Below are 19,628 nucleotides of genomic sequence, written 5' to 3'. Positions count from 1 at the left end.
TAAAATCCTCGTTTGATAGTAAATATTAACTACTAATTGTTAAAAAGTCTTTTTGCAAAATTGTAAAAACCGTGATCCATTACTGTGGCATCATGCCCACCGGTTGTTTTGTACCATATATGTTTAGTGTTATTTTTAACAAGTGCATTGTGGTATGTTTCAGGAATATCAAAAACAACTGTATCGCTTTTGGCTGCAACAATCATTAAAAGAGTGTTGTCGGCATATTCATCATTTAACTTAAATGTATCTGCTTTAAAAAGACCGTCTTCAGCTATTCCGTTCATTTCGTATGCAAAAAGTCCGGGAGCAGGGCAGAAACCTCCTATATATCCAAAAGTGTCCTGCATTGAAAGACCGATATAAAGTGCAGTGCGGCCACCCATTGAAAAACCGGCAATTGCTGTGTTTTCACGACCTTCTGCTACCGAATAATTTTCCTTTATATAAGGCATAAGATTGTCGCGAAGATCATTTATGAAATTGTCAAATGCACGATAATTGTCAAGCGAAAAAGCATCTCCAACATATGTATCATTTGCCCTTGCACGGCAGTTTGGAAGCACAAGTATCATTTCTTTTGCCGTTTTTTCAGCAATCATGTTTCCTATTATAACAGGTGCATTAGCATTAAGCCAGTCTGTATGATCCTGACCAAGACCATGGAGAAGATAGCACACCGGATATTTTTTGTTTTTGTCGTAGTTTGGCGGCAGTACTACGGCACATTTTCTGTTTTTGTTGGTGGTTGTTGAAAAGTATGTATCAATTTTAACCTTACCATAAGTGACATCACTGTTTTTTTCTGTATATGCAAAAGATACAGGATATGCCACATCGCCGTCATATGGGTCCGGCTTTGTTGCTGGTCTTTTTTTTACCGTGACATTACAAGTATAAGTTTTATTGTTGTATTTTGCCATTATTTTGCCTTTTCCTTTCTTTTTTGCTTTTATAAGTCCTGATTTATTAACTGTAATAATGGATTTGTTATTTGAACTCCATTTAATCTTTTTCTGATTTTTACCGGAAACATTTTTTAATTTTAATTTTTTAGTCTGTCCTGTTTTCATTATGAGTTTTTTGGCACTAAGTTTAGGTTGTCTGGCAGTCTTTGCAATACTGTGTGTGGTGCAAAACGATGTGACGGGTAATAATAATGTAGAAATTGTCAGTGCTGCTGTGAGAATAAGTGTTAATTTTTTTTTCATGTTTGTAACCTCCGGGTTTAATATAGTAAAACAAATGCGATTTTAAAGTAAGAAAGCTAATTAGAAAGCTAATCAATACTGCTGTTATATTATAACTTTGAAGAATGTTTGTCAATATAAAATTATAAATGTAAAAAATACAAGGCTGAACTGTTACTTGTTATACGATATAATTAACAAAAACAGACTGAAATATGGCGGCAGCAGGGAAAATAGTTTTTTGAAAAGTCTATCAGTATGTTGATTTATATATTATAATATATTAAAATAATAGGTAGATTATTAAATAGAAAAATAAGTGAGGTATTAGGATATGCAGGAATATGATGAATCATTTTTTATAACAAAAGCAAATAAGCGTGGTGGAATAACCTGGTTTATATTGATGATAATAGTGTCAGTTTATTATGGTATAAAGGTTGGTACCGGCAAGCTGGATGTTGGATATTTCTTTATGTTTTTTACTGTTGGATGGCTGTCGCTTATTATCAGCAAAGTATTATTAAAAGTTAAGGGTGAGGACAATAAAAATTATAAATGGATGTTAGGAATAGGATATTTATTGTTTTATTCTGTTATTGCGTGGACCTCACTTGACCAGGTATCATATGTATTTATATTGCCATTACTTTCAATATTGATTCTCTATAAGGATCCTAAGTTCATAAAGGTAATGATGTGGATAACATTATTTATTCTTCTTTCCAGCAATATGTACAAAGGTTTAGTAAAGGGGATGATGGATTTTGTTTCAAGTGAGGAATGTGCACTTGAGTTTGCCGTTGTCATCTGTTGTTATGTATGCACAAATATGGCAATAAAGCATCTTGTAGAGTCAGATGGAGCATTGACAGCTTCCATTAAAGGAAACCTTGCGAGAGTGGTAAAGACAGTTGAACAGGTAAAAGTTGCAAGTAATGAGGTTGTTGATGGAGTAACTGTTGTAAGAGAGCTTGCAGATGAGAATAAGGCAGGTGCGGATGAAGTTGTTAAAGATATGAGAGTGCTCTCGGATAACAATGATGTATTAAATGAGAAAACCGTATCTTCGGTTGATATGACAAATGTAATTGACGACCAGGTAAGAAATGTTGCAGGACTTATGGAACAGGTCGTAGAACTTATAAATGCATCTGTTGAGCACGCAGATACAAGTGCTAAGGACCTTGTGGAAGTGGTTGATACAACAAACAAAATGTCTGAACTTTCTAAAGAAGTAGAAAATATACTGGCAGACTTTAAAGAAGAGTTCAACGGTGTTAAAGATGAGACAAGCACGATAGATGGTATAACATCGCAGACGAATCTTCTTGCACTTAATGCTTCAATAGAGGCAGCAAGAGCAGGTGAAGCAGGAAAGGGCTTTGCAGTTGTTGCAGATGAGATAAGAAATTTAAGTAATGGAACTAAAGAATCATCGGGAAGTATTATGCAGGCACTTTCAAGACTTGAGGAGACATCGGCAAAAATGATGGATTCCATTGCACAGACTATAGAACTTATCCAGTTGAACATAGAAAAAGTATCAAATGTTAATAGGAGTGTGACAAAAATAACAAATGATGCTGCAACGCTTGGTGAAAATATAAAGATTGTAGATAGTGCAGTAAAAGAGGTAGAGACATCAAATAAAACACTTACTGACAATATGAATCAGGTAGGTGCTGTTATGAACGATATGACAGAAAGCATAAACAAGGCGGAACTTACTACAAAAACCATGCTCAGCAAGTATGAGTCAAGTGCTAAAAGTGCGATGGACATTGAGGATGTTGTCGGAAAACTAATGGAAGAACTTGGCGTTGGCGGATTTATGGGTGTTCAGGATGTAAGAAGCGGCATGAAGATTTCCATAAGCAATGTAAATGGTGTTAAGAAAGAGTATAGTGGTGAAGTTGTAGAGCGTAAAGGCAATGAACTATATATAACTGTTGACGAAAAAGACAGTGAATTGTTTGATAAAAAAGATAAACATACGAGATGTAACTTTAATATAGTAGTAGACAATGTATTGTATTATTGGGAAAATATATCAATCAGACACAGTAAAGCCGCTGAAAGTGGTGAGTATAAACTTTATATAGAGTCAAATCCGCAGGTACATAACAGAAGAAAATATCCTCGTATGCCGATTGCAAATGCCTGTACGATAAAATTTGAGAACGATGACAAAACATATAATGGGCGTATGGTAAATGTGAGTGCAAACGGTTTTGCATTTTCGGTCTGTGACAGTGCTTTTGTAAATGCAAAAGATAAGAATATAGTTGTTTCAGTGGATAATTTTGATGAGATTTGTACAAATCCGCTAGAAGGATGTATTATAAGATGCTCAAATAATGACGGGGAGTACACAGTCGGATGCCGTATGCCGGAAGACATAATGTCTATAAAGCATTATGTAAATAAAAATTATTGTAATTAGGTGAAAATAGTATATTGATAGGAGAAAAATAATGGAGAACAGTGGAATTATTTTAGAAATCAAAAATATAAAGAAAACATTTGTTACAGGAAATTCAGAAGTTCAAGCTTTAAAGGGAGTCTCTTTTTGTCTAAAAAAGGGCGAGATACTTGCGGTCATGGGGGGAAGCGGCTCAGGCAAGAGCACACTTTTAAATATCTTAGGTGCACTTCTCGTGCCGGATGAGGGCGAGATATATCTGAACGGCAGACTTGAAGAGCAGTATTCCAAAGAACCTCATGCCACGGAGATAAGAAATAAACATATTGGTTTTATATTTCAGGATTTCAGTCTGCTAAATGACCTGTCAGTGCGTGAAAACGTTTCACTGCCGCTGGTGCTTAAAGGGGGTCGTGACAGGAAAGTTAAAGATACAGTTGAAAGCATAGTCAGGAGAGTGGGGATTGATGATAAACTTGACAGCGGTGTTACGCAGCTTTCGGGAGGGCAGCAGCAGAGGATTGCGATAGCAAGGGCGGTGGTGACACATCCGGATATAGTTCTCGCGGATGAGCCGACGGGAAATCTCGACTACAATACTTCACTTGAGATAATGGAACTGTTTATGCAGTTAAAAAAGGAAGAAAAACAGAGTTTTATCGTTGTGACACATGACCCGATTATTGCTACATACGCTGACAGAGTTATATTTCTACATGACGGCGAGATAAAGAACGAATATAAAAATGAGGAAGGCAGTGATAATTTTTCAAATATACTCGCTATATTCAGAGGACTTGTGGCGTGAGGGGGAGAAAAATGGAGAGAGAAGATATAAAAAAATTAAACAGGATAAGCCTTGATTTTTTGAAAAACAGTAGATTTTTAACTGCTTCATGTATTGTATGTGTGTTTTTTGTAAGTGCAATGCTCATTTTGATGTTTCAGCTTACAAGAAATTCAAAAAAGTCATATCTTCAAAATATGCGGGAGACATTTGGAGACTGCGATATAATAGCCGCCCATGAAGATTATTCAAGGATTGATGATAAGGTATTGAAAAATGTGTCAAGGCTTGACGGTATAAGTGAACTTAATACAGGGATATGGGATTATATTGATATGAAAACGGCTCTTAAAGAAAAAAATTCCGTGAGTATCTATACTATAGGCACTGACAATGGGAGATTAAACAGGGCGAGATATAAGTTTTACAGCCGTTTAAAAGACAATCTTATAGTGATAAATCAGAAGTTTGCCGACTCCCAAAATCTTAAAGTCGGTGATGCGGTTTACTGTGGAACAAAAAAATTTACCGTGTCAGAGATAATCTATGATGATAATTTTTCTTTCCAGAATATTTATTTTGCGGTAATTACAAAGAAAGCATTTAGCGGGATAAAGAATGAGGATATAAGTTCATCATATATGCTGATAAAGACAAAACACAGCAAAAAGATGAGCAATATTAAAAATGCTGTAAAGAGTGCAGATAAAAAACTTGACATAACTATGATAGAGGATTCTAAGGAATACCAGTCCTATGTAAAGGTGTATTCGAGTTTTATGAATATTCTTGCGGTTATAGTCATTATAATAAGTCTGTTGTTTATAGCCGCCGTATTCAGGAGATTTATGCAGAAATACAGCAGGGATATGGCTGTTATGCGGACGATGGGTGCAAGTATAGGACAGGTAAAAATGATATTTTCACTGCTGGGTGTCTATATTACAGGTGTGGGATGTTTACTTGGATTTGTTTTTTCGGTGTTAGCGGGAAAAATCCTGTTTGGTGTTATCGGTAATGAATTTGACCTTGTCGCTGAGGCGAGGAATGTTGATATTTCGCTGGCTTTTGGTATCATGGCAGCAGTATTTGCCGTAGTAGAAATATTTCTTACATTATTTTCAAAGTCATTTATAAATAAACTTCCATACCAGTCCATGAAAAACGATGGCTCGTCAAATAAGGCATATTCGGGAAAAGGAATTATAAACCGTTTTATATCTGCCGTATTGCCATCTGATATGCTTATAAGCTATAAGATGGCTGTTCCGAAAATGAAAGAAAATTTTCTTATGATATTTACGATAATCATGCTAACGGTATTTACATATTGCAGTGAGGATTTGATGGACGAGATAGGAAGAAATAATGAGATATATTATAAGAACATATATACCGATGATGTGCTTATACAGGATGAGCAGTCTTATTATTACTCAAAACTTGACAATTTGTGCAAAAAAATTCAAAAACAGGTAGATACAAATGTATTTTTACAGTCAGAGATAGATGCGGCAACAGGCATTACGGCAAGAAAATCATCGGGGAAACAGTTTTTCTTTTCGGGTGGAACATCTTTTGCATCATTGAAAAATATGCAGAAATCAGGGCTTGTGAAAAGCAGTATATCAGATTTTGCACATTCAATATTGATAAGCAGGAAAGCGGCTAAAGATTATAAGTTAAAAGTAGGCGATAAGCTGGTACTTAGCACAGATGATGCAGATTTTACAGATTATGATGAGAGAATGAGAACTAATTATAAAATGTGGGAGGGCTATAAGGGGGTAAAGACCACTGTAACAGTTGTCGGTGTTATACCTGACAGCACTTTGGCGAGTGTCATAATTGATACAGACAGTACAATATTCATATCATTTCCAAAAGAAATGGCTGTGGGCGAATGGAAGATATTTGCACATAAAATGACAAAAAAACTTGATATGAGCTTGCAAAATGCCCGAATGGAATTTACGGCACTCAGATGGCAAAGTTTTGAACAGATAATGGCATTTTCACATAAAATTCTTAAACAGAGATATTTTATAGTGAGATTTACACTCTATATGTTAAGTGTAATGGCAGGGATAGGCTGGGTAAATGCTGCAGCAAACATGATACAGTCGAGAAGAAAAGAATATGTGGTACTAAGAAAACTCGGAATGTCAGAGGGCAGAGTGAAAAAGATAATATGGTACCAGCTTGTCCTGTTTATCTTTTCGGGGATTGTAGCCGGTATAGTGCTTGGCATTGAGATATTGAAAATATTTAATCTGAGGGAATATGGTGTCTGGATGGATATTAAGTTCAGAACGGAGAATATATGGTTCATACTTGTGCTGTTTTTAGTGTTATTGGTGTCTTTGAGGAAAAATGTAAGGGAAAATGTGGCTGTTCAGGCATAAAAAATGAAAGGCAATGGGGCATGGAAAAAACTTGTAACAGTTCAGCCTCTCATTTATTACATTCGTAAACCTGCCAGCAAGCAGTCAGTCGCTGCAATGCAGCTTGTGTTTACTTCATTTCATAAATGAAAGGCTATTCCGCCCAAAAAAACAAGCCAATAATACATCGAGCAAGCTTGTGTATTATTGACTTATCTTTTTTTGGCTGAACTGTTACGAACTTTTACAATTTTTTTGGAAATAATATTGTAAATTATTTTAATAAATTGTAAAATAGTGCTATAGCTTTGAAAAATAAAAATACAAAAAAAGGAGAAGCATACTATGATAGCATGGTACAAATTTGATGATGAAAAAAATATTGGAGCAGATAGTTCAGGGAATGGTTTTGATGCCGTTCCTGCCGGGGATAATGCCCCCGTCATAAAGGATGTTGACGGAAGAAAGGCTGTTGTTATCAGTGGTGATGGAAAGGTCGCTAATTCATACATTAAACTTCCTGAAAATATCCTTAAGGGTGTTTCTGATGATGACGGTCTTTGCATTTCTTTCTGGATGAATCTCTCTAAAGGTGAGAATGTGTGGGAGAGACTTTTTGATTTCGGTCATTCTACAATGGGACCTTATTTCTTCCTTACGAGAAATCTCAGGGCAAGCTGTTTTAGTGGGGCAGACCTTTTAGCTGATCCGGGAAAAGGATTTGCAGAGCACACATGGATTCATGTTGCAGTTGTTGTTCACGGCACGAAGAACGGAACACTCAGCAGTGCAGGTCCGCAGGTATATGTTGACGGTGAGCTTATAGCAGACGGTCTTATAAGTCAGACATCAAGCGGAAACTACAGAAGACTCAGAGAGTGGTTTGCAGGTCTTAAGGAGGATGGAAAATATGTAAATAACTTTATCGGCCGTTCACAGTTTGATGCAGACCCGGATGCAAATGTGGCACTTTCAGATTTTAGAATTTACGATTCTGCACTTTCAGAGGGTGATATAGTAGATATTGTGTGTGAGAGTATTTCAAAGAAAGATATTCTTGAGATGGTGTGCGAAAAATATCTCACTGCACCTGACAAGATAATAACAGAGAATATAGAACTTCCTACATCTTATATGGGAGGAAAGGTAAATGTTGTATGGAAGTCAGAGGACGAAGCTGTTTTAAGCTCTGATGGAAAAGTCGGGGATTTTGAGAAAGCTAAGTATATGAAACTTAGTGCAATGCTCTCTTTTGATGATGAGAAAAAGACTATTGAATATATGGTTACTGTTGTTCCAAAGACGGAAGTTCCATATGAACTCACTATTCATGCCGACCGTGAAAAGGTAAAGATAAGTGATACTCTCTACGGTCTTTTCTATGAGGATATAAACAATGCGGCAGATGGCGGTATATACGCTGAACTTGTAAATAATCGTTCATTTGAAGCGTTTACATATAATACATATGACCCGTCATCAGGGGAAAACGGAAAATCGACAGGAAGAAATCATACACCGCTCGCATTCTGGTTTGGTGACACAGATAAGGTCACACCTAAGTGTGAGGGCGGTTTAAATGAGCATCTCGGAATTACAAAACCTGATACAAGTGAGTATTATGTTATTGCAAAGTCAGGTGCGGTGCTCTATAACAGAGGTTTCTGTGACACGACGGCGGCTCTCTCAATGTATCTTAAAAAAGATGAGAAATATGATTTTTCTATATGGGCTAAGAGTACAGACAATGTGGCAAAGATAAAGATAGCTCTTGTCGATGAGGAGGATGTTTTGGTGAGTGACGAGAAAGAACTTGCTGGAATTTCTGACACATGGAAGAAATTTGGTGAGGATGAAAAGATTGTCCTTACTGCAAAAAAGACAGGATATGCACAGTTAAGACTTGCGTTTGAGGGCGAGATTTCAATAGATATGGTTTCTCTTATGCCTGAAAATGTATGGGGAGCAGGTGATGAGAGCACAAGTGCTACAGCTCATGCAAACTATATTGGCAACAAGAATTATCGTTTAAGGAGAGATCTTGTTGAAGCCATGCGTGACCTTCATCCGAAATTCTTAAGATTTCCGGGCGGATGTATTTCAGAGGGTTCGTTTATATGGGAAAATGTATATGACTGGAAAGATTCGGTCGATGATATTGAATACAGAAAAGAAAACTTTAATGTGTGGGGATATATGATGACAATGGGACTCGGTTATATGGAATATTTCCAGCTTGCCGAGGACTTAGGTGCATCACCGCTTCCTGTCATGGCTTGCGGAGTGCTTTGTCAGGCTCGTTCTGATTATGCAAATCCGGCAGGTGGAAGCCTTCAGGAGAAATATATTAAAAACTTTACAGACCTTATCGACTTTGCGATAAGTACCGACTGTAAAAATAATGAGTGGGCTGCTTTGAGAAAGAAGATGGGACACGAAAAGCCGTTTGATATGCACCTTTTAGGTGTTGGAAATGAAAACTGGGGCGAAGAATTTTTCGCAAGTTTTGAAGAATTTAAACACGCTATTGACGAGCATATGGAAAAGAATTATCCGGGTTATGACCTCACTATCATTTCAACGGTAGGTGCACAGGCAGATGATGATGCCTATAAGTTTGGATGGAGATATTTGAGCGGTAATCTTAAGGATAAGGGAGCTGTCATTGCATTTACTGACGGAAACGAGAGTTTTGATAAGGAAGTCGAGTGGTATAAATACCAGAAACATTATATGGAGACGGTAGCTGACGAGCATTATTACCGTTCAAATGCGTATTTATATGAAAATGCAGACAGATATGATTATTATTACAGGGCATACAATACAGATGGAACAATAGATGACAGTAATTCATCAAAAGTATTTGTCGGTGAGTATGCATCATCGGATAAAAACACACTCGCCGGAGCAGTTGCAGAGGCAGCGGTCATGACAGGTTTTGAAAATAACTCAGATGTAGTAAGACTTGCGGCAACAGCACCACTGTTTAATAAGGTGCTCTCTGACGGAGCATACCGCTGGACACCTGATGCCATCTGGTTTGACAATGATTCGGTATGGTACACACCAAACTATTATGTTCAGCAGATGTTTGCAAAGTATATAGGTGACCGTGCCGTTGACACATCATTTAAGATGTATGACAAAGACGAGAAGAAGCAGCTTATACCGCATGGAGGAGTATCAGTTTCGGTAACTGAAGCTGATGTGCTTTTACAGAAAATTGAGATAACCTCAAATGCAGACGGAAGTGTATTGTTCAGCCAGGATTTTGCAAATGAACTTAATGAGAAAATTTCACTGATACCGGGTTCGGAGAATTATGAAAAACAGGCAGATGGAATTTTGTTTAAGGCAACTGACAAAGCAGCAAACGGAATTTATATATATGATGATAGTTGGACAGATTATAAGATAAATGTAACTGCAAAGAGAATATCAGGAAACGGCGGATTGTTTGTGGGAGCAGGTCTTACGGATATATCAGAGAAGAATAAAAATGTCGTTGAGTATGCTGTTTCAATGCATGGTTATCTCACCGGTGTAAGAGTCTTTAAGGACGGAAGTGAGGGCTACCGAATGGGCGACTACTCATCAAGTGAGCTTGCAGGAAATTTGAGAGAGTGCAATTTTGAACCGCTTCAGGACGGAAAACAGTATGTATTTACTGTTAATTACGGATGCGGAGATGCGAAGGGACTTAAGATGTATTATACAGATGAGGCAGGAAATAAGAGCATAGTCCTTGACTATAAATTAAATGCATATAACAGAGTTGTATTTAATTCCGTAACAAGAGATGAAAAGAACATCTATGCAAAACTTGTAAATAAAGATAATGTTGCAAAGAAAGTATCAGTAAAACTTGATGCTTACAAAAAAGTTGCGAGTGCCGAAGTTGTAATGCTTACGGCGGATAAGGAGCTTGCCGGTGTTGCAAATGTGAATACTAAAGAAAAAGAATATGTCGTTCCGGTAAAATATCAGACAGCCGTAAATAATCAGACAGCAGAGATATTACTACCTGCAAATTCAGTAGCGGTAGTAGTATTCTGAAAATATTTACCATAGTCATAAAAGTTTATTTACAAGCCTGATAGTCAGTATCAGGCTTGTAAGTGAATAACACCCTTTTTCATTATTGAGTGAACAGCGAAAATATCACATCTTGCAATAACGTGTTGTTTCGTGTAAAATGTGTAATTGAGAAAATAAGTTGCAGCTAATTTATAAGTCTGACATTTAGCACTATAAGATAATAATATTATAAGCAGGCAGCAGTACGGATTGTAAATATCCGCCTGACTGTCAGACGGTGTGATAATATGCGGATTTAGCGGTGACGGAACTGAAAGGCGGGTTAAATTAGAATGTTTAAGATTAATGACAATTATTTAAAATTACCTGGTAGTTATCTTTTTTCTACCATTGGAAAGAAAGTAGCAGCATATACGGCAGCAAATCCTGATAAAGAAGTTATCAAACTCGGTATCGGAGATGTTACATTACCACTTGCACCTGCTGTTATAAAAAGACTTCATAGTGCGGTTGACGAGATGGCAGTAAAAGAGACATTTAAGGGATATGCTCCTGACCTCGGATATGAATTTCTTCGTACAACTATCGTAGAGAATGATTATAAGGCAAGAGGATGCGATATTGCGGCAGATGAGATTTTTGTAAGTGATGGTGCAAAGAGTGATTCAGGAAATATCGGAGACATATTCGCAGTTGACAACAAGATTGCCGTATGCGACCCTGTTTATCCTGTATATGTAGATACAAACGCCATGGCAGGCCGTACAGGTGTATATAACCCTGAAACAGAAAAGTGGTCAGATGTTATCTATATGCCATGCACAAAAGAAAACAACTTTGTTCCTGAACTTCCTAAGGAAGAGCCTGACATTATTTATCTCTGCTTCCCTAACAATCCTACAGGAACAACTATTACAAAAGACCAGTTACAGGTATGGGTTGACTATGCCTTAAAGATAGGTGCGGTTATCATCTATGATGCTGCTTACGAAGCATATATTTCTACTGAAAATGTACCTCATTCAATCTATGAGTGTGAGGGTGCAAAAGGATGTGCCATCGAACTTAGAAGCTTTTCAAAAAATGCAGGATTTACAGGTACAAGACTTGGATTTACAGTAATCCCTAAAGAACTTAAATGCGGTGATGTAATGCTTCACAGTCTTTGGGCACGCCGTCACGGAACTAAGTTTAACGGTGCTCCTTATATTATTCAGGCAGCCGGTGCAGCAGTTTACACTGATGAGGGAAAGAAAGAGACTAAAGAGCAGATAGCATATTATATGAACAATGCCAAGATAATAAGAGACGGTCTTACAGGTGCAGGCTATGAAGTTTACGGTGGTGTTGATGCTCCATATATATGGCTTAAGACACCTGACAAGATGACTTCATGGGAGTTCTTTGATTATCTCCTTGAAAATCTTAACATTGTCGGAACACCTGGTTCAGGATTTGGACCAAGTGGTGAGGGCTACTTTAGACTGACAGCATTCGGAAGTCTTGAGAATACAAAGAAAGCAATGGAGCGTATCAAAGCAGGTAAAGCGTGATGACAAGCGGCAGGGTGTTGTTACTTACAGGTTTGCCGAATTTATAGTAAATGTGATGCATATTTATGTTGCATTTAAAGTCATGAATTTAAAAGTGAGGAATTATATTGAAAAAGTGTATAGTTAGAGCGATGGGTATCGTACTTACCGCCGGACTTGTCATAACTTCGGTGGCAGTACAAAAAAATGTGGTATCGGCAGATGCAGTTACGGGAACTTCAAAATATATTGCATTTGGAGCAGACCTTAATGCAAAAGAAAAGGCGGCGGTACTCGACGGATTTGGAATTACCGAAAGTGATCTGTCAGATTATAAGACGATAGAGATTACAAATAAAGATGAGCATGATTATCTCGGTGATTATATGTCGGACTCCGTTATTGGGACAAGAGCATTGTCATCTGTTATGGTAGTGAAAGCAGATGAAAACAGTGGTGTAAATGTTTCGACAAAGCATATTACCTACTGCACATCTGGTATGTATTGTAATGCACTTGTAACGGCAGGTCTTTCAGATGCAAAGGTGACTGTTGTCGGACCATTTGATATATCAGGTACATCTGCACTTGTTGGTGCGATGAAAGCCTATTCTGTTATGACGGGTGAAGAAATATCCGAAAAGACGATGGATACTGCGACAGATGAGCTTGTAACAACTGCGGAAGTTGCCAAAAATGTTGGTGATAAGCAGAAAGTCACGGAGCTTGTGGCAGCAGCAAAGAAAGCAGTGTTTGAGGATCAGCTTTCATCTGAGACGGATATAAGGGATGCTATTGAACAGGCTGCCAATGAACTTAGTATCGACCTTTCGGATGATGATGTTGAAAAACTGACAAACATGATGATGAAAGTGTCTAACGAGGATATAGATCCTGACACGATTGCAAAGCAGGCATCTGATATATATAACAAATTAAAAGAAAAAGGTATTGACCTTGCAAATGTAGATACAAAGGGACTCGGTGAGAAAATAGGCGATTTCTTTGGCAATATATTTACGGCGATAGCAAACTTTTTCTCAGGTTTGTTCGGATAAAATAAATTAAAAATCTGAGACTCACCCAAATGAGTGAGTCTCTTATGTTTAAAATAACTCTTTAAATGTAAAAGTTTTTGTCTGTTGTCTGCAAACCGGATGCGGACGGCAGTTATTTTGGCTAATATGAAGTGAGGTTGAATATGGCAAATGTTATTTCTGATGAAACAATAGATTATGTTGGAATTCTCGCAAAGCTTGAACTTAGTGATGAAGAAAAAGAAAAAGCTAAAAAAGACATGGAAGAAATGCTCGATTATATAGACAAGTTAAATGAGCTTGATACATCGGATGTTGAACCAATGTCTCATGTATTCCCTGTAAACAATGTGTTCAGGGAAGATGTGGTTACAAACGGTGATGGCACGAAGCAGACGCTTGCAAATGCACCTGAAAAAAAAGATGACAGTTTTGTTGTGCCAAAAACCATTGTAGGATAGAGAATGGAGGAAAGTTATGTCTTTGATGAATCTTACAGCTGTTGAGCTGGGAAAAAAGATTAAAAATAAAGAAGTTACGGTAGTGGAAGCTACAAAGGCTGCTCTTGATGCCATTGATGCAAAAGAAGACAAAGTAAACAGCTTTGTGACTGTTGACAGGGAGGGTGCATTAAAAAGAGCAGAGGAAGTTCAGAAACTTATAGACGATGGAAAACTTGACGGACCGCTTGCGGGTGTTCCGGTTGCGATAAAAGATAATATGTGCACAGAGGGACTTCTTACTACATGCAGTTCTAAAATTCTTGGAAATTTTGTCCCTACATTTACATCTGAGGCAGTATTAAATCTTGAAAAAGCAGGAGCTGTCATTCTTGGCAAGACAAATATGGATGAGTTTGCCATGGGAAGTACAACAGAGACTTCCGCATACGGCGAAACTAAAAATCCGTGGAATTTAGAGCATGTTCCGGGTGGTTCTTCAGGCGGTTCATGTGCGGCAGTTGCGGCAGAAGAGTGTTTTTATGCACTCGGTTCTGACACCGGCGGATCTATAAGACAGCCAAGTTCATTCTGTGGTGTTACGGGTATAAAGCCGACTTACGGAACGGTATCGCGTTACGGACTTATCGCTTACGGTTCATCGCTTGACCAGATAGGACCTGTTGCAAAAGATGTCACCGATTGTGCTGCTATTCTTGAGATAATAGCTTCACATGATGAAAAGGATTCAACTTCCGTTAAGAGAGATGACCTTGATTTCACATCTGCACTTGTGGATGATGTAAAAGGCATGAAAATAGGTATTCCTAAAGATTATCTCGGTGAGGGACTTGACAGCGAAGTAAAAGATGCAATCCTAAACGCTGCAAAGGTTCTTGAAGAAAAAGGTGCGATAGTTGAGGAGTTTGATTTAAGCCTCGTTGAGTATGCCATCCCTGCATATTATGTTATCGCCTGTGCTGAGGCAAGTTCAAATCTTGCGAGATTTGACGGTGTGAAATACGGATACCGCACAGAAGAGTACGACGGGCTTCACAATATGTATAAAAAGTCCCGCTCAGAGGGCTTTGGAGCAGAAGTAAAGAGAAGAATAATGCTCGGTTCTTTCGTTTTGAGTTCAGGATATTATGATGCGTATTATCTTAAGGCACTCAGGACAAAGGCTCTCATAAAGAAAGCATTTGATGAAGCATTTGCAAAATACGATGTTATTTTAGGACCGGCTGCACCTACAACAGCACCAAAGCTTGGTGAAAGTTTAAGTGATCCTCTTAAGATGTATCTTGGAGATATATACACTATTTCGGTAAATCTTGCCGGACTTCCGGGTATAACTGTTCCATGCGGAACGGATTCAAAAGGTCTGCCGATAGGTTTACAGCTTATTGGTGACTGCTTTAAGGAAAAAAACATTATACGTGCAGCATACAGTTTTGAGCAGACAAGAGATTTTAAACACAGTCCGCTTGCAGAATAATGGAAAAGAGGTAAAGTATGAAACAGTATGAAACAGTCATCGGATTGGAAGTACATGTAGAGCTTGCCACAAAGACAAAGATTTTTTGCGGATGTTCTACAGAGTTTGGCGGCAAGCCAAATTCACATACCTGTCCAGTATGTACGGGTATGCCGGGTTCACTTCCTGTACTTAATAAAAAGGTTGTTGAATATGCCGCAGCAGTAGGTATTGCCACAAACTGTACTATTACACAAAATTGCAAATTTGACAGAAAGAATTATTTTTATCCTGATAATCCTCAGAATTATCAGATTTCACAGTTGTACCAGCCAATCTGCCGCAACGGTCATATTGATATAGAGACAGAGAGCGGTGTCAAAAAGAGCATCGGAATACATGAGATACACATGGAAGAAGATGCCGGAAAGCTCGTGCATGATGAGTGGGGTGAAAGTTCACTTGTAGATTTCAACCGTTCAGGTGTACCGCTTATCGAGATAGTATCTGAGCCTGATATGAGGTCTGCTGAGGAAGTTATCGCATATCTTGAAAAGTTAAGACTTATCGTTCAGTACCTCGGTGCTTCTGATTGTAAATTACAGGAGGGTTCAATGCGTGCTGATGTAAACCTTTCGGTAAGGGAAGTCGGAGCGGCAGAGTTTGGCACGAGAACGGAGATGAAGAACCTTAATTCTTTCAAAGCAATCGCAAGAGCGATAGAGGGCGAGAGAGAGCGTCAGATAGACCTTATCGAAGCAGGAGAAAAGGTTGTTCAGGAGACAAGAAGATGGGATGATACAAAAGAGTATTCTTATGCGATGCGATCAAAAGAGGATGCACAGGATTACAGATACTTCCCTGAGCCTGACCTTGTACCTATTATCATAAGTGATGAATGGCTTGACGAGATAAAGAAAAACCAGCCTGAGTTTAGGGATGAGAAATTCAAGAGATATATTGAAGAATACAAACTTCCTGAATATGATGCGGACATTCTTACGGGGAATAAGCATCTTGCTGATCTTTTTGAAGTTACAACGGCAATATGCAACAATCCTAAAAAGGTTTCTAACTGGCTTATGGTCGAGACAATGCGTCTTATGAAAGAAAATGAGATGGAGCCTGAACAGCTTAAGTTCTCGCCTGAAAATCTTGCGAAACTTATAAACCTTGCAGAAAGCAGGGTTATAAACAGCTCAGTTGCAAAAGAAGTCTTTGAAAAGATATTTAACGAGGATATTGATCCTGAGAAATATGTCGAGGAAAATGGTCTTAAAAATGATACTGATGATGGAGCTTTAAAAGAGACTATCGAAAAGATAGTTGCCGACAATCCACAGTCAGTAGAGGATTATCACAGTGGAAAGAAAAAGGCTATCGGTTTCCTTGTGGGTCAGACGATGAAAGCAACACAGGGAAAGGCTGATCCGGGAATGATAAACCAGATATTAAAAGAGATACTTGACAAATAAAGAATATCATGTAAGTGTCAAAAGTATAAAATTCGATTTTGTCTGCACAAATGAGCATTATAGACTTATTGACACTCATATCATAATATAAAAACTGCCTGATGCATCAGGGTGTGAACGGCAGTGTTAAAATGGAGGTAAGGGTATGGGTGCTGAAAAAAGAAGAAGTAAGAGAATACCGATAACAATGCATCTTGATGTATCATCATTGTTTAAACAGGATAATGTTCATGTAAAGAACATAAATGCACCTATTGAGATAACGGATATTTCAAGAAATGGTATCGGATTTGTCACAAAAAGTGTTTTGCCTATTGGATTTTATTTTAATTCAAGACTTGAATTTGAAAAGAAGAATGACAGTTTAAACTGCGTGGTTCAGATAGTCAGAAGAAAACAAAAAGATGATGGTACAACGCTTTACGGTTGTGAATTTGTAGGTATGCCGTCGATATTTGACTATATATTTGACGATATAGAAAATGAGTATTTGAAAAATCATTCTGACGATGAAAAAATGAATAATTGATTATTGTAAAGCCCCCGGTCTGTCTATAGATGTACCGGGGGCTTATTTAAGCCCTTATATCAAACGAGAACCGTTTCATATCGGTTGTCTGTTGTGTGTTTATCTTTGCATTGATAAATTCATCTACAGTGCTGGTGCTTGCATCAGCTTTTTCTATTTTTACATGACAAGCATAACCCTGTGAGTTTAATGCATCTTTTAAAAGACCGGCATTTGTCGAGAGAAGATCTATCGACCTGTCATTGTCGGATATGAACTTAGTGTTTATCTCATTGTGGTTTTTATCGAGATATACATCAAGTGCACCGAGATTTTCCATATCAAGATGCAGTAATACATGTATGTTGTTTGGGTCTTTCCTCAGCTTTTCCTTTTTGGTGTAGACATAAAGGTCGCCGTGTGTATTATGGTTTCTTAATTTTAAAGGCATCTGAAAATACGAAAATGCTTCGCTTAATGTTTTCATGAAATCAATGTTGCTCTGTGCATCTCTTGCCTGACTGCCGAGACTGTCGGAATCGTCACCTGAGAGATTGGTACTTATAAGTGAATCAAAATCTTTTAACTGTTTTTGCATCTTGTTATAGAAATTATTTATGTTTTCACCGTCTTTTAATTTCTGTGGTGAGAGCAGCCAGTTACTTTCAAGTACCTTTGAAAATATGGATTCAAAGGACTGTGACCTGAAAAGTTCATTTATTGTTTCGGGGTCAGAGAGTGGTATAAGATTTTTGATTACGGTAAGCACTTCTTTTGCGGTGGCATCACCTGATGTAATCTTCATGATAAGGGCTTTGCTGACCGGAAGTTTTGATAATGTACTTAACAGTTCATTTCTTGCGTCTTTGTCAAGGAATGTGCTTAGATAATCGTTTTCAATGCCAAGTGAGTTAAACTTTTCGCACAGTGTGTCAATGACCGTTCCGGAGGTTGAAATTTCCCTTTTGTCAGTATTTTGTGATGACTGCTGAAGCATGTTGTTGATGGAATTTTTTGCCGTCTCGGTAATATTGTGAAGAAACTTTGCGGCAAATCCTATCCTGTTCTCGGATGTATTCCCCTTTGGAAGTTCCTCAATTACATTTTTTGCATTTTCAGTATCGGCAGTATTTTTTTGTTCTTCCAAAGCTTCTGTATCAGCCGATTCGGTATTTTCAATGTTTTCATTTATCGTAGGGATGTTCTTAAATAAGTCAGAGTTTTTAAGCACTGAAATATCGGTTGCAGATTCGAGAGTACTGTCTATATTTAAAAGTGTCTGCTGAAACAGTTCATTTGTGGCATCCATACCGCCGGGAAAGACAAGTGACTTGCTGCCTGCGGAGTCCCTAAGCATTGTAAGTGCATCTCTTAGAGAGAGAGTACCATTTTCAAGCTGTTCTAAAGTGTCCTCGGTCATTGCCGTGCCCGATAAAAGATTTAAAAGTTCATTTCTCTGTTCGCTGCTGAGAAATGAGATTGTCTGTGGCTGTGAGGTATTATTTGCCTTGTCAAAGGACTGAAACAATATATCTATAAGTTTTTCACCAAATGCGGCAACAGATGAGGAGGCTGCATTCTCAGAGAGAGAACTGAGGAGCTCCGGTATCTGTTCTGAAAGTGATGAAAGCTTGTCTATAAGGTGGTAAGTTCCATGTCTGTAGCTTGAAAACTGGGTCACGGTGTCTTCATTTATATCCATCATAAGACGGTTCATTATCGCTAATGTTGAAAAGTCCTCTGTCTTGCAATCGTATGCTTGCTGCATAAGTGACTGGATAGAGTTCTTGTTTATAGGGAGGAGATTGTCCATAAGAGCCTTTACAGTTGCCTGGTTGTGCTCAGTGTTTGGAAGTCCCGCTTCTTCAAGTGCTTTATTGATAAGGTTAAGTTCAGTATCAGAGTAGCTGTTTGATACTGGTGAAAGAAGTATTTGACCGGGATTTGGGCTGCTGAGCGAAAAAGCGGCGGTCTGTCCGATGGAAAGTTTTGAACTGTCAGCTATATATCCTTTTAAAATGGTATTGTTGTCGAGAGTGACAGTTATCTGGTTTCCTCTTAGGTCGGAAATCTCACCTTTGACGATGTCACCTGCTTTTAGCTGTGTGGCACTTCTTGCAACACCGTAATCACTGTTGCCGCCCGGAGTCCTTGAAATATTTCCGGGATTTTGAGCACCTGCACTATTGGTTCCCGATGCAGCGGTTCTTGCCCGGGTCTGTCCGCCAGCCGTCTGGCTATTCATTCTGTTTGTGTTTAATGAATTTATTCTGCTTGCATTATTATCCATAATACTCCTCATTTCAATGTGTTAGTTTCTACTATTATAATG

The 19,628-nt window shown here is 38.1% G+C and carries 12 protein-coding genes; 10 read left to right on the top strand and 2 right to left on the bottom strand.

What is annotated here, in order from left to right; genetic code table 11:
• Positions 1-32 precede the first annotated feature (32 nt).
• Positions 33-1,211: an alpha/beta hydrolase-fold protein gene (locus DWZ63_RS02875; protein ID WP_118498630.1), complete on the bottom strand. Its 1,179-nt coding sequence runs from the start codon at positions 1,209-1,211 to the stop codon at positions 33-35.
• A 313-nt stretch (positions 1,212-1,524) separates the two neighbouring features.
• On the opposite strand from DWZ63_RS02875, the gene DWZ63_RS02870 reads away from it, so the two are divergent.
• From DWZ63_RS02870 to DWZ63_RS02825, 10 genes are all read left to right on the top strand, one after another.
• A complete protein-coding gene (locus DWZ63_RS02870; protein ID WP_118498628.1) occupies positions 1,525-3,636 on the top strand; it encodes a methyl-accepting chemotaxis protein in 2,112 nt (703 codons plus the stop codon).
• A gap of 31 nt (positions 3,637-3,667) precedes the next feature.
• Positions 3,668-4,423 (top strand): ABC transporter ATP-binding protein, encoded by a 756-nt coding sequence (locus tag DWZ63_RS02865; RefSeq protein ID WP_118498626.1) that lies wholly within the window; start codon positions 3,668-3,670, stop codon positions 4,421-4,423.
• An 11-nt stretch (positions 4,424-4,434) separates the two neighbouring features.
• Positions 4,435-6,807 (top strand): ABC transporter permease, encoded by a 2,373-nt coding sequence (locus DWZ63_RS02860; protein WP_118498624.1) that lies wholly within the window; start codon positions 4,435-4,437, stop codon positions 6,805-6,807.
• Between the two features lie 324 nt (positions 6,808-7,131).
• Positions 7,132-10,845, top strand: coding sequence for an alpha-L-arabinofuranosidase C-terminal domain-containing protein (locus DWZ63_RS02855; protein WP_118498622.1), 3,714 nt, complete (start codon positions 7,132-7,134; stop codon positions 10,843-10,845).
• A gap of 314 nt (positions 10,846-11,159) precedes the next feature.
• Positions 11,160-12,380, top strand: a complete 1,221-nt coding sequence (locus tag DWZ63_RS02850; RefSeq protein ID WP_022014688.1) for an LL-diaminopimelate aminotransferase — start codon at positions 11,160-11,162, stop codon at positions 12,378-12,380.
• 107 nt (positions 12,381-12,487) lie between these two features.
• Positions 12,488-13,417 (top strand): DUF1002 domain-containing protein, encoded by a 930-nt coding sequence (locus DWZ63_RS02845; protein WP_243020465.1) that lies wholly within the window; start codon positions 12,488-12,490, stop codon positions 13,415-13,417.
• 143 nt (positions 13,418-13,560) lie between these two features.
• The gene (gene gatC, locus DWZ63_RS02840) at positions 13,561-13,857 is read left to right on the top strand and encodes an Asp-tRNA(Asn)/Glu-tRNA(Gln) amidotransferase subunit GatC (protein ID WP_022014690.1); all 297 of its coding nucleotides are present in this window, start codon (positions 13,561-13,563) and stop codon (positions 13,855-13,857) included.
• Between the two features lie 16 nt (positions 13,858-13,873).
• Entirely contained in the window at positions 13,874-15,334 is a 1,461-nt protein-coding gene (gene gatA / locus DWZ63_RS02835; protein WP_118498620.1) for an Asp-tRNA(Asn)/Glu-tRNA(Gln) amidotransferase subunit GatA, read from the top strand.
• Positions 15,335-15,351: 17 nt separating this feature from the next.
• Positions 15,352-16,788 carry an Asp-tRNA(Asn)/Glu-tRNA(Gln) amidotransferase subunit GatB gene (gatB, locus tag DWZ63_RS02830; protein ID WP_055942606.1) on the top strand — a complete coding sequence of 479 codons (1,437 nt, stop codon included), beginning with the start codon at positions 15,352-15,354 and terminating at the stop codon, positions 16,786-16,788.
• 145 nt (positions 16,789-16,933) lie between these two features.
• Positions 16,934-17,317 carry a PilZ domain-containing protein gene (locus tag DWZ63_RS02825; protein ID WP_022014693.1) on the top strand — a complete coding sequence of 128 codons (384 nt, stop codon included), beginning with the start codon at positions 16,934-16,936 and terminating at the stop codon, positions 17,315-17,317.
• Between the two features lie 46 nt (positions 17,318-17,363).
• Here DWZ63_RS02825 and DWZ63_RS02820 read toward each other — a convergent pair whose 3' ends face one another.
• Positions 17,364-19,586 (bottom strand): flagellar hook-length control protein FliK, encoded by a 2,223-nt coding sequence (locus DWZ63_RS02820; RefSeq protein WP_182431428.1) that lies wholly within the window; start codon positions 19,584-19,586, stop codon positions 17,364-17,366.
• Between the last annotated feature and the right edge of the window lie 42 nt (positions 19,587-19,628).

Origin of the sequence: Clostridium sp. AF34-13, from assembly GCF_003477845.1 — a bacterium.
In the GTDB taxonomy this organism is placed as follows: domain Bacteria; phylum Bacillota; class Clostridia; order Lachnospirales; family Lachnospiraceae; genus Butyribacter; species Butyribacter intestini.
This window is presented reverse-complemented; position numbering and strand designations above follow the sequence as displayed.

Excerpts from the sequence above, each read along its gene's own strand:
- DWZ63_RS02875 (WP_118498630.1), bottom strand. The coding sequence starts at position 1,211 with ATGAAAAAAAAATTAACACTTATTCTCACAGCAGCACTGACAATTTCT.
- DWZ63_RS02870 (WP_118498628.1), top strand. The coding sequence starts at position 1,525 with ATGCAGGAATATGATGAATCATTTTTTATAACAAAAGCAAATAAGCGT.
- DWZ63_RS02865 (WP_118498626.1), top strand. The coding sequence starts at position 3,668 with ATGGAGAACAGTGGAATTATTTTAGAAATCAAAAATATAAAGAAAACA.
- DWZ63_RS02860 (WP_118498624.1), top strand. The coding sequence starts at position 4,435 with ATGGAGAGAGAAGATATAAAAAAATTAAACAGGATAAGCCTTGATTTT.
- DWZ63_RS02855 (WP_118498622.1), top strand. The coding sequence starts at position 7,132 with ATGATAGCATGGTACAAATTTGATGATGAAAAAAATATTGGAGCAGAT.
- DWZ63_RS02850 (WP_022014688.1), top strand. The coding sequence starts at position 11,160 with ATGTTTAAGATTAATGACAATTATTTAAAATTACCTGGTAGTTATCTT.
- gatC (WP_022014690.1), top strand. The coding sequence starts at position 13,561 with ATGGCAAATGTTATTTCTGATGAAACAATAGATTATGTTGGAATTCTC.
- gatA (WP_118498620.1), top strand. The coding sequence starts at position 13,874 with ATGTCTTTGATGAATCTTACAGCTGTTGAGCTGGGAAAAAAGATTAAA.
- gatB (WP_055942606.1), top strand. The coding sequence starts at position 15,352 with ATGAAACAGTATGAAACAGTCATCGGATTGGAAGTACATGTAGAGCTT.
- DWZ63_RS02825 (WP_022014693.1), top strand. The coding sequence starts at position 16,934 with ATGGGTGCTGAAAAAAGAAGAAGTAAGAGAATACCGATAACAATGCAT.
- DWZ63_RS02820 (WP_182431428.1), bottom strand. The coding sequence starts at position 19,586 with ATGGATAATAATGCAAGCAGAATAAATTCATTAAACACAAACAGAATG.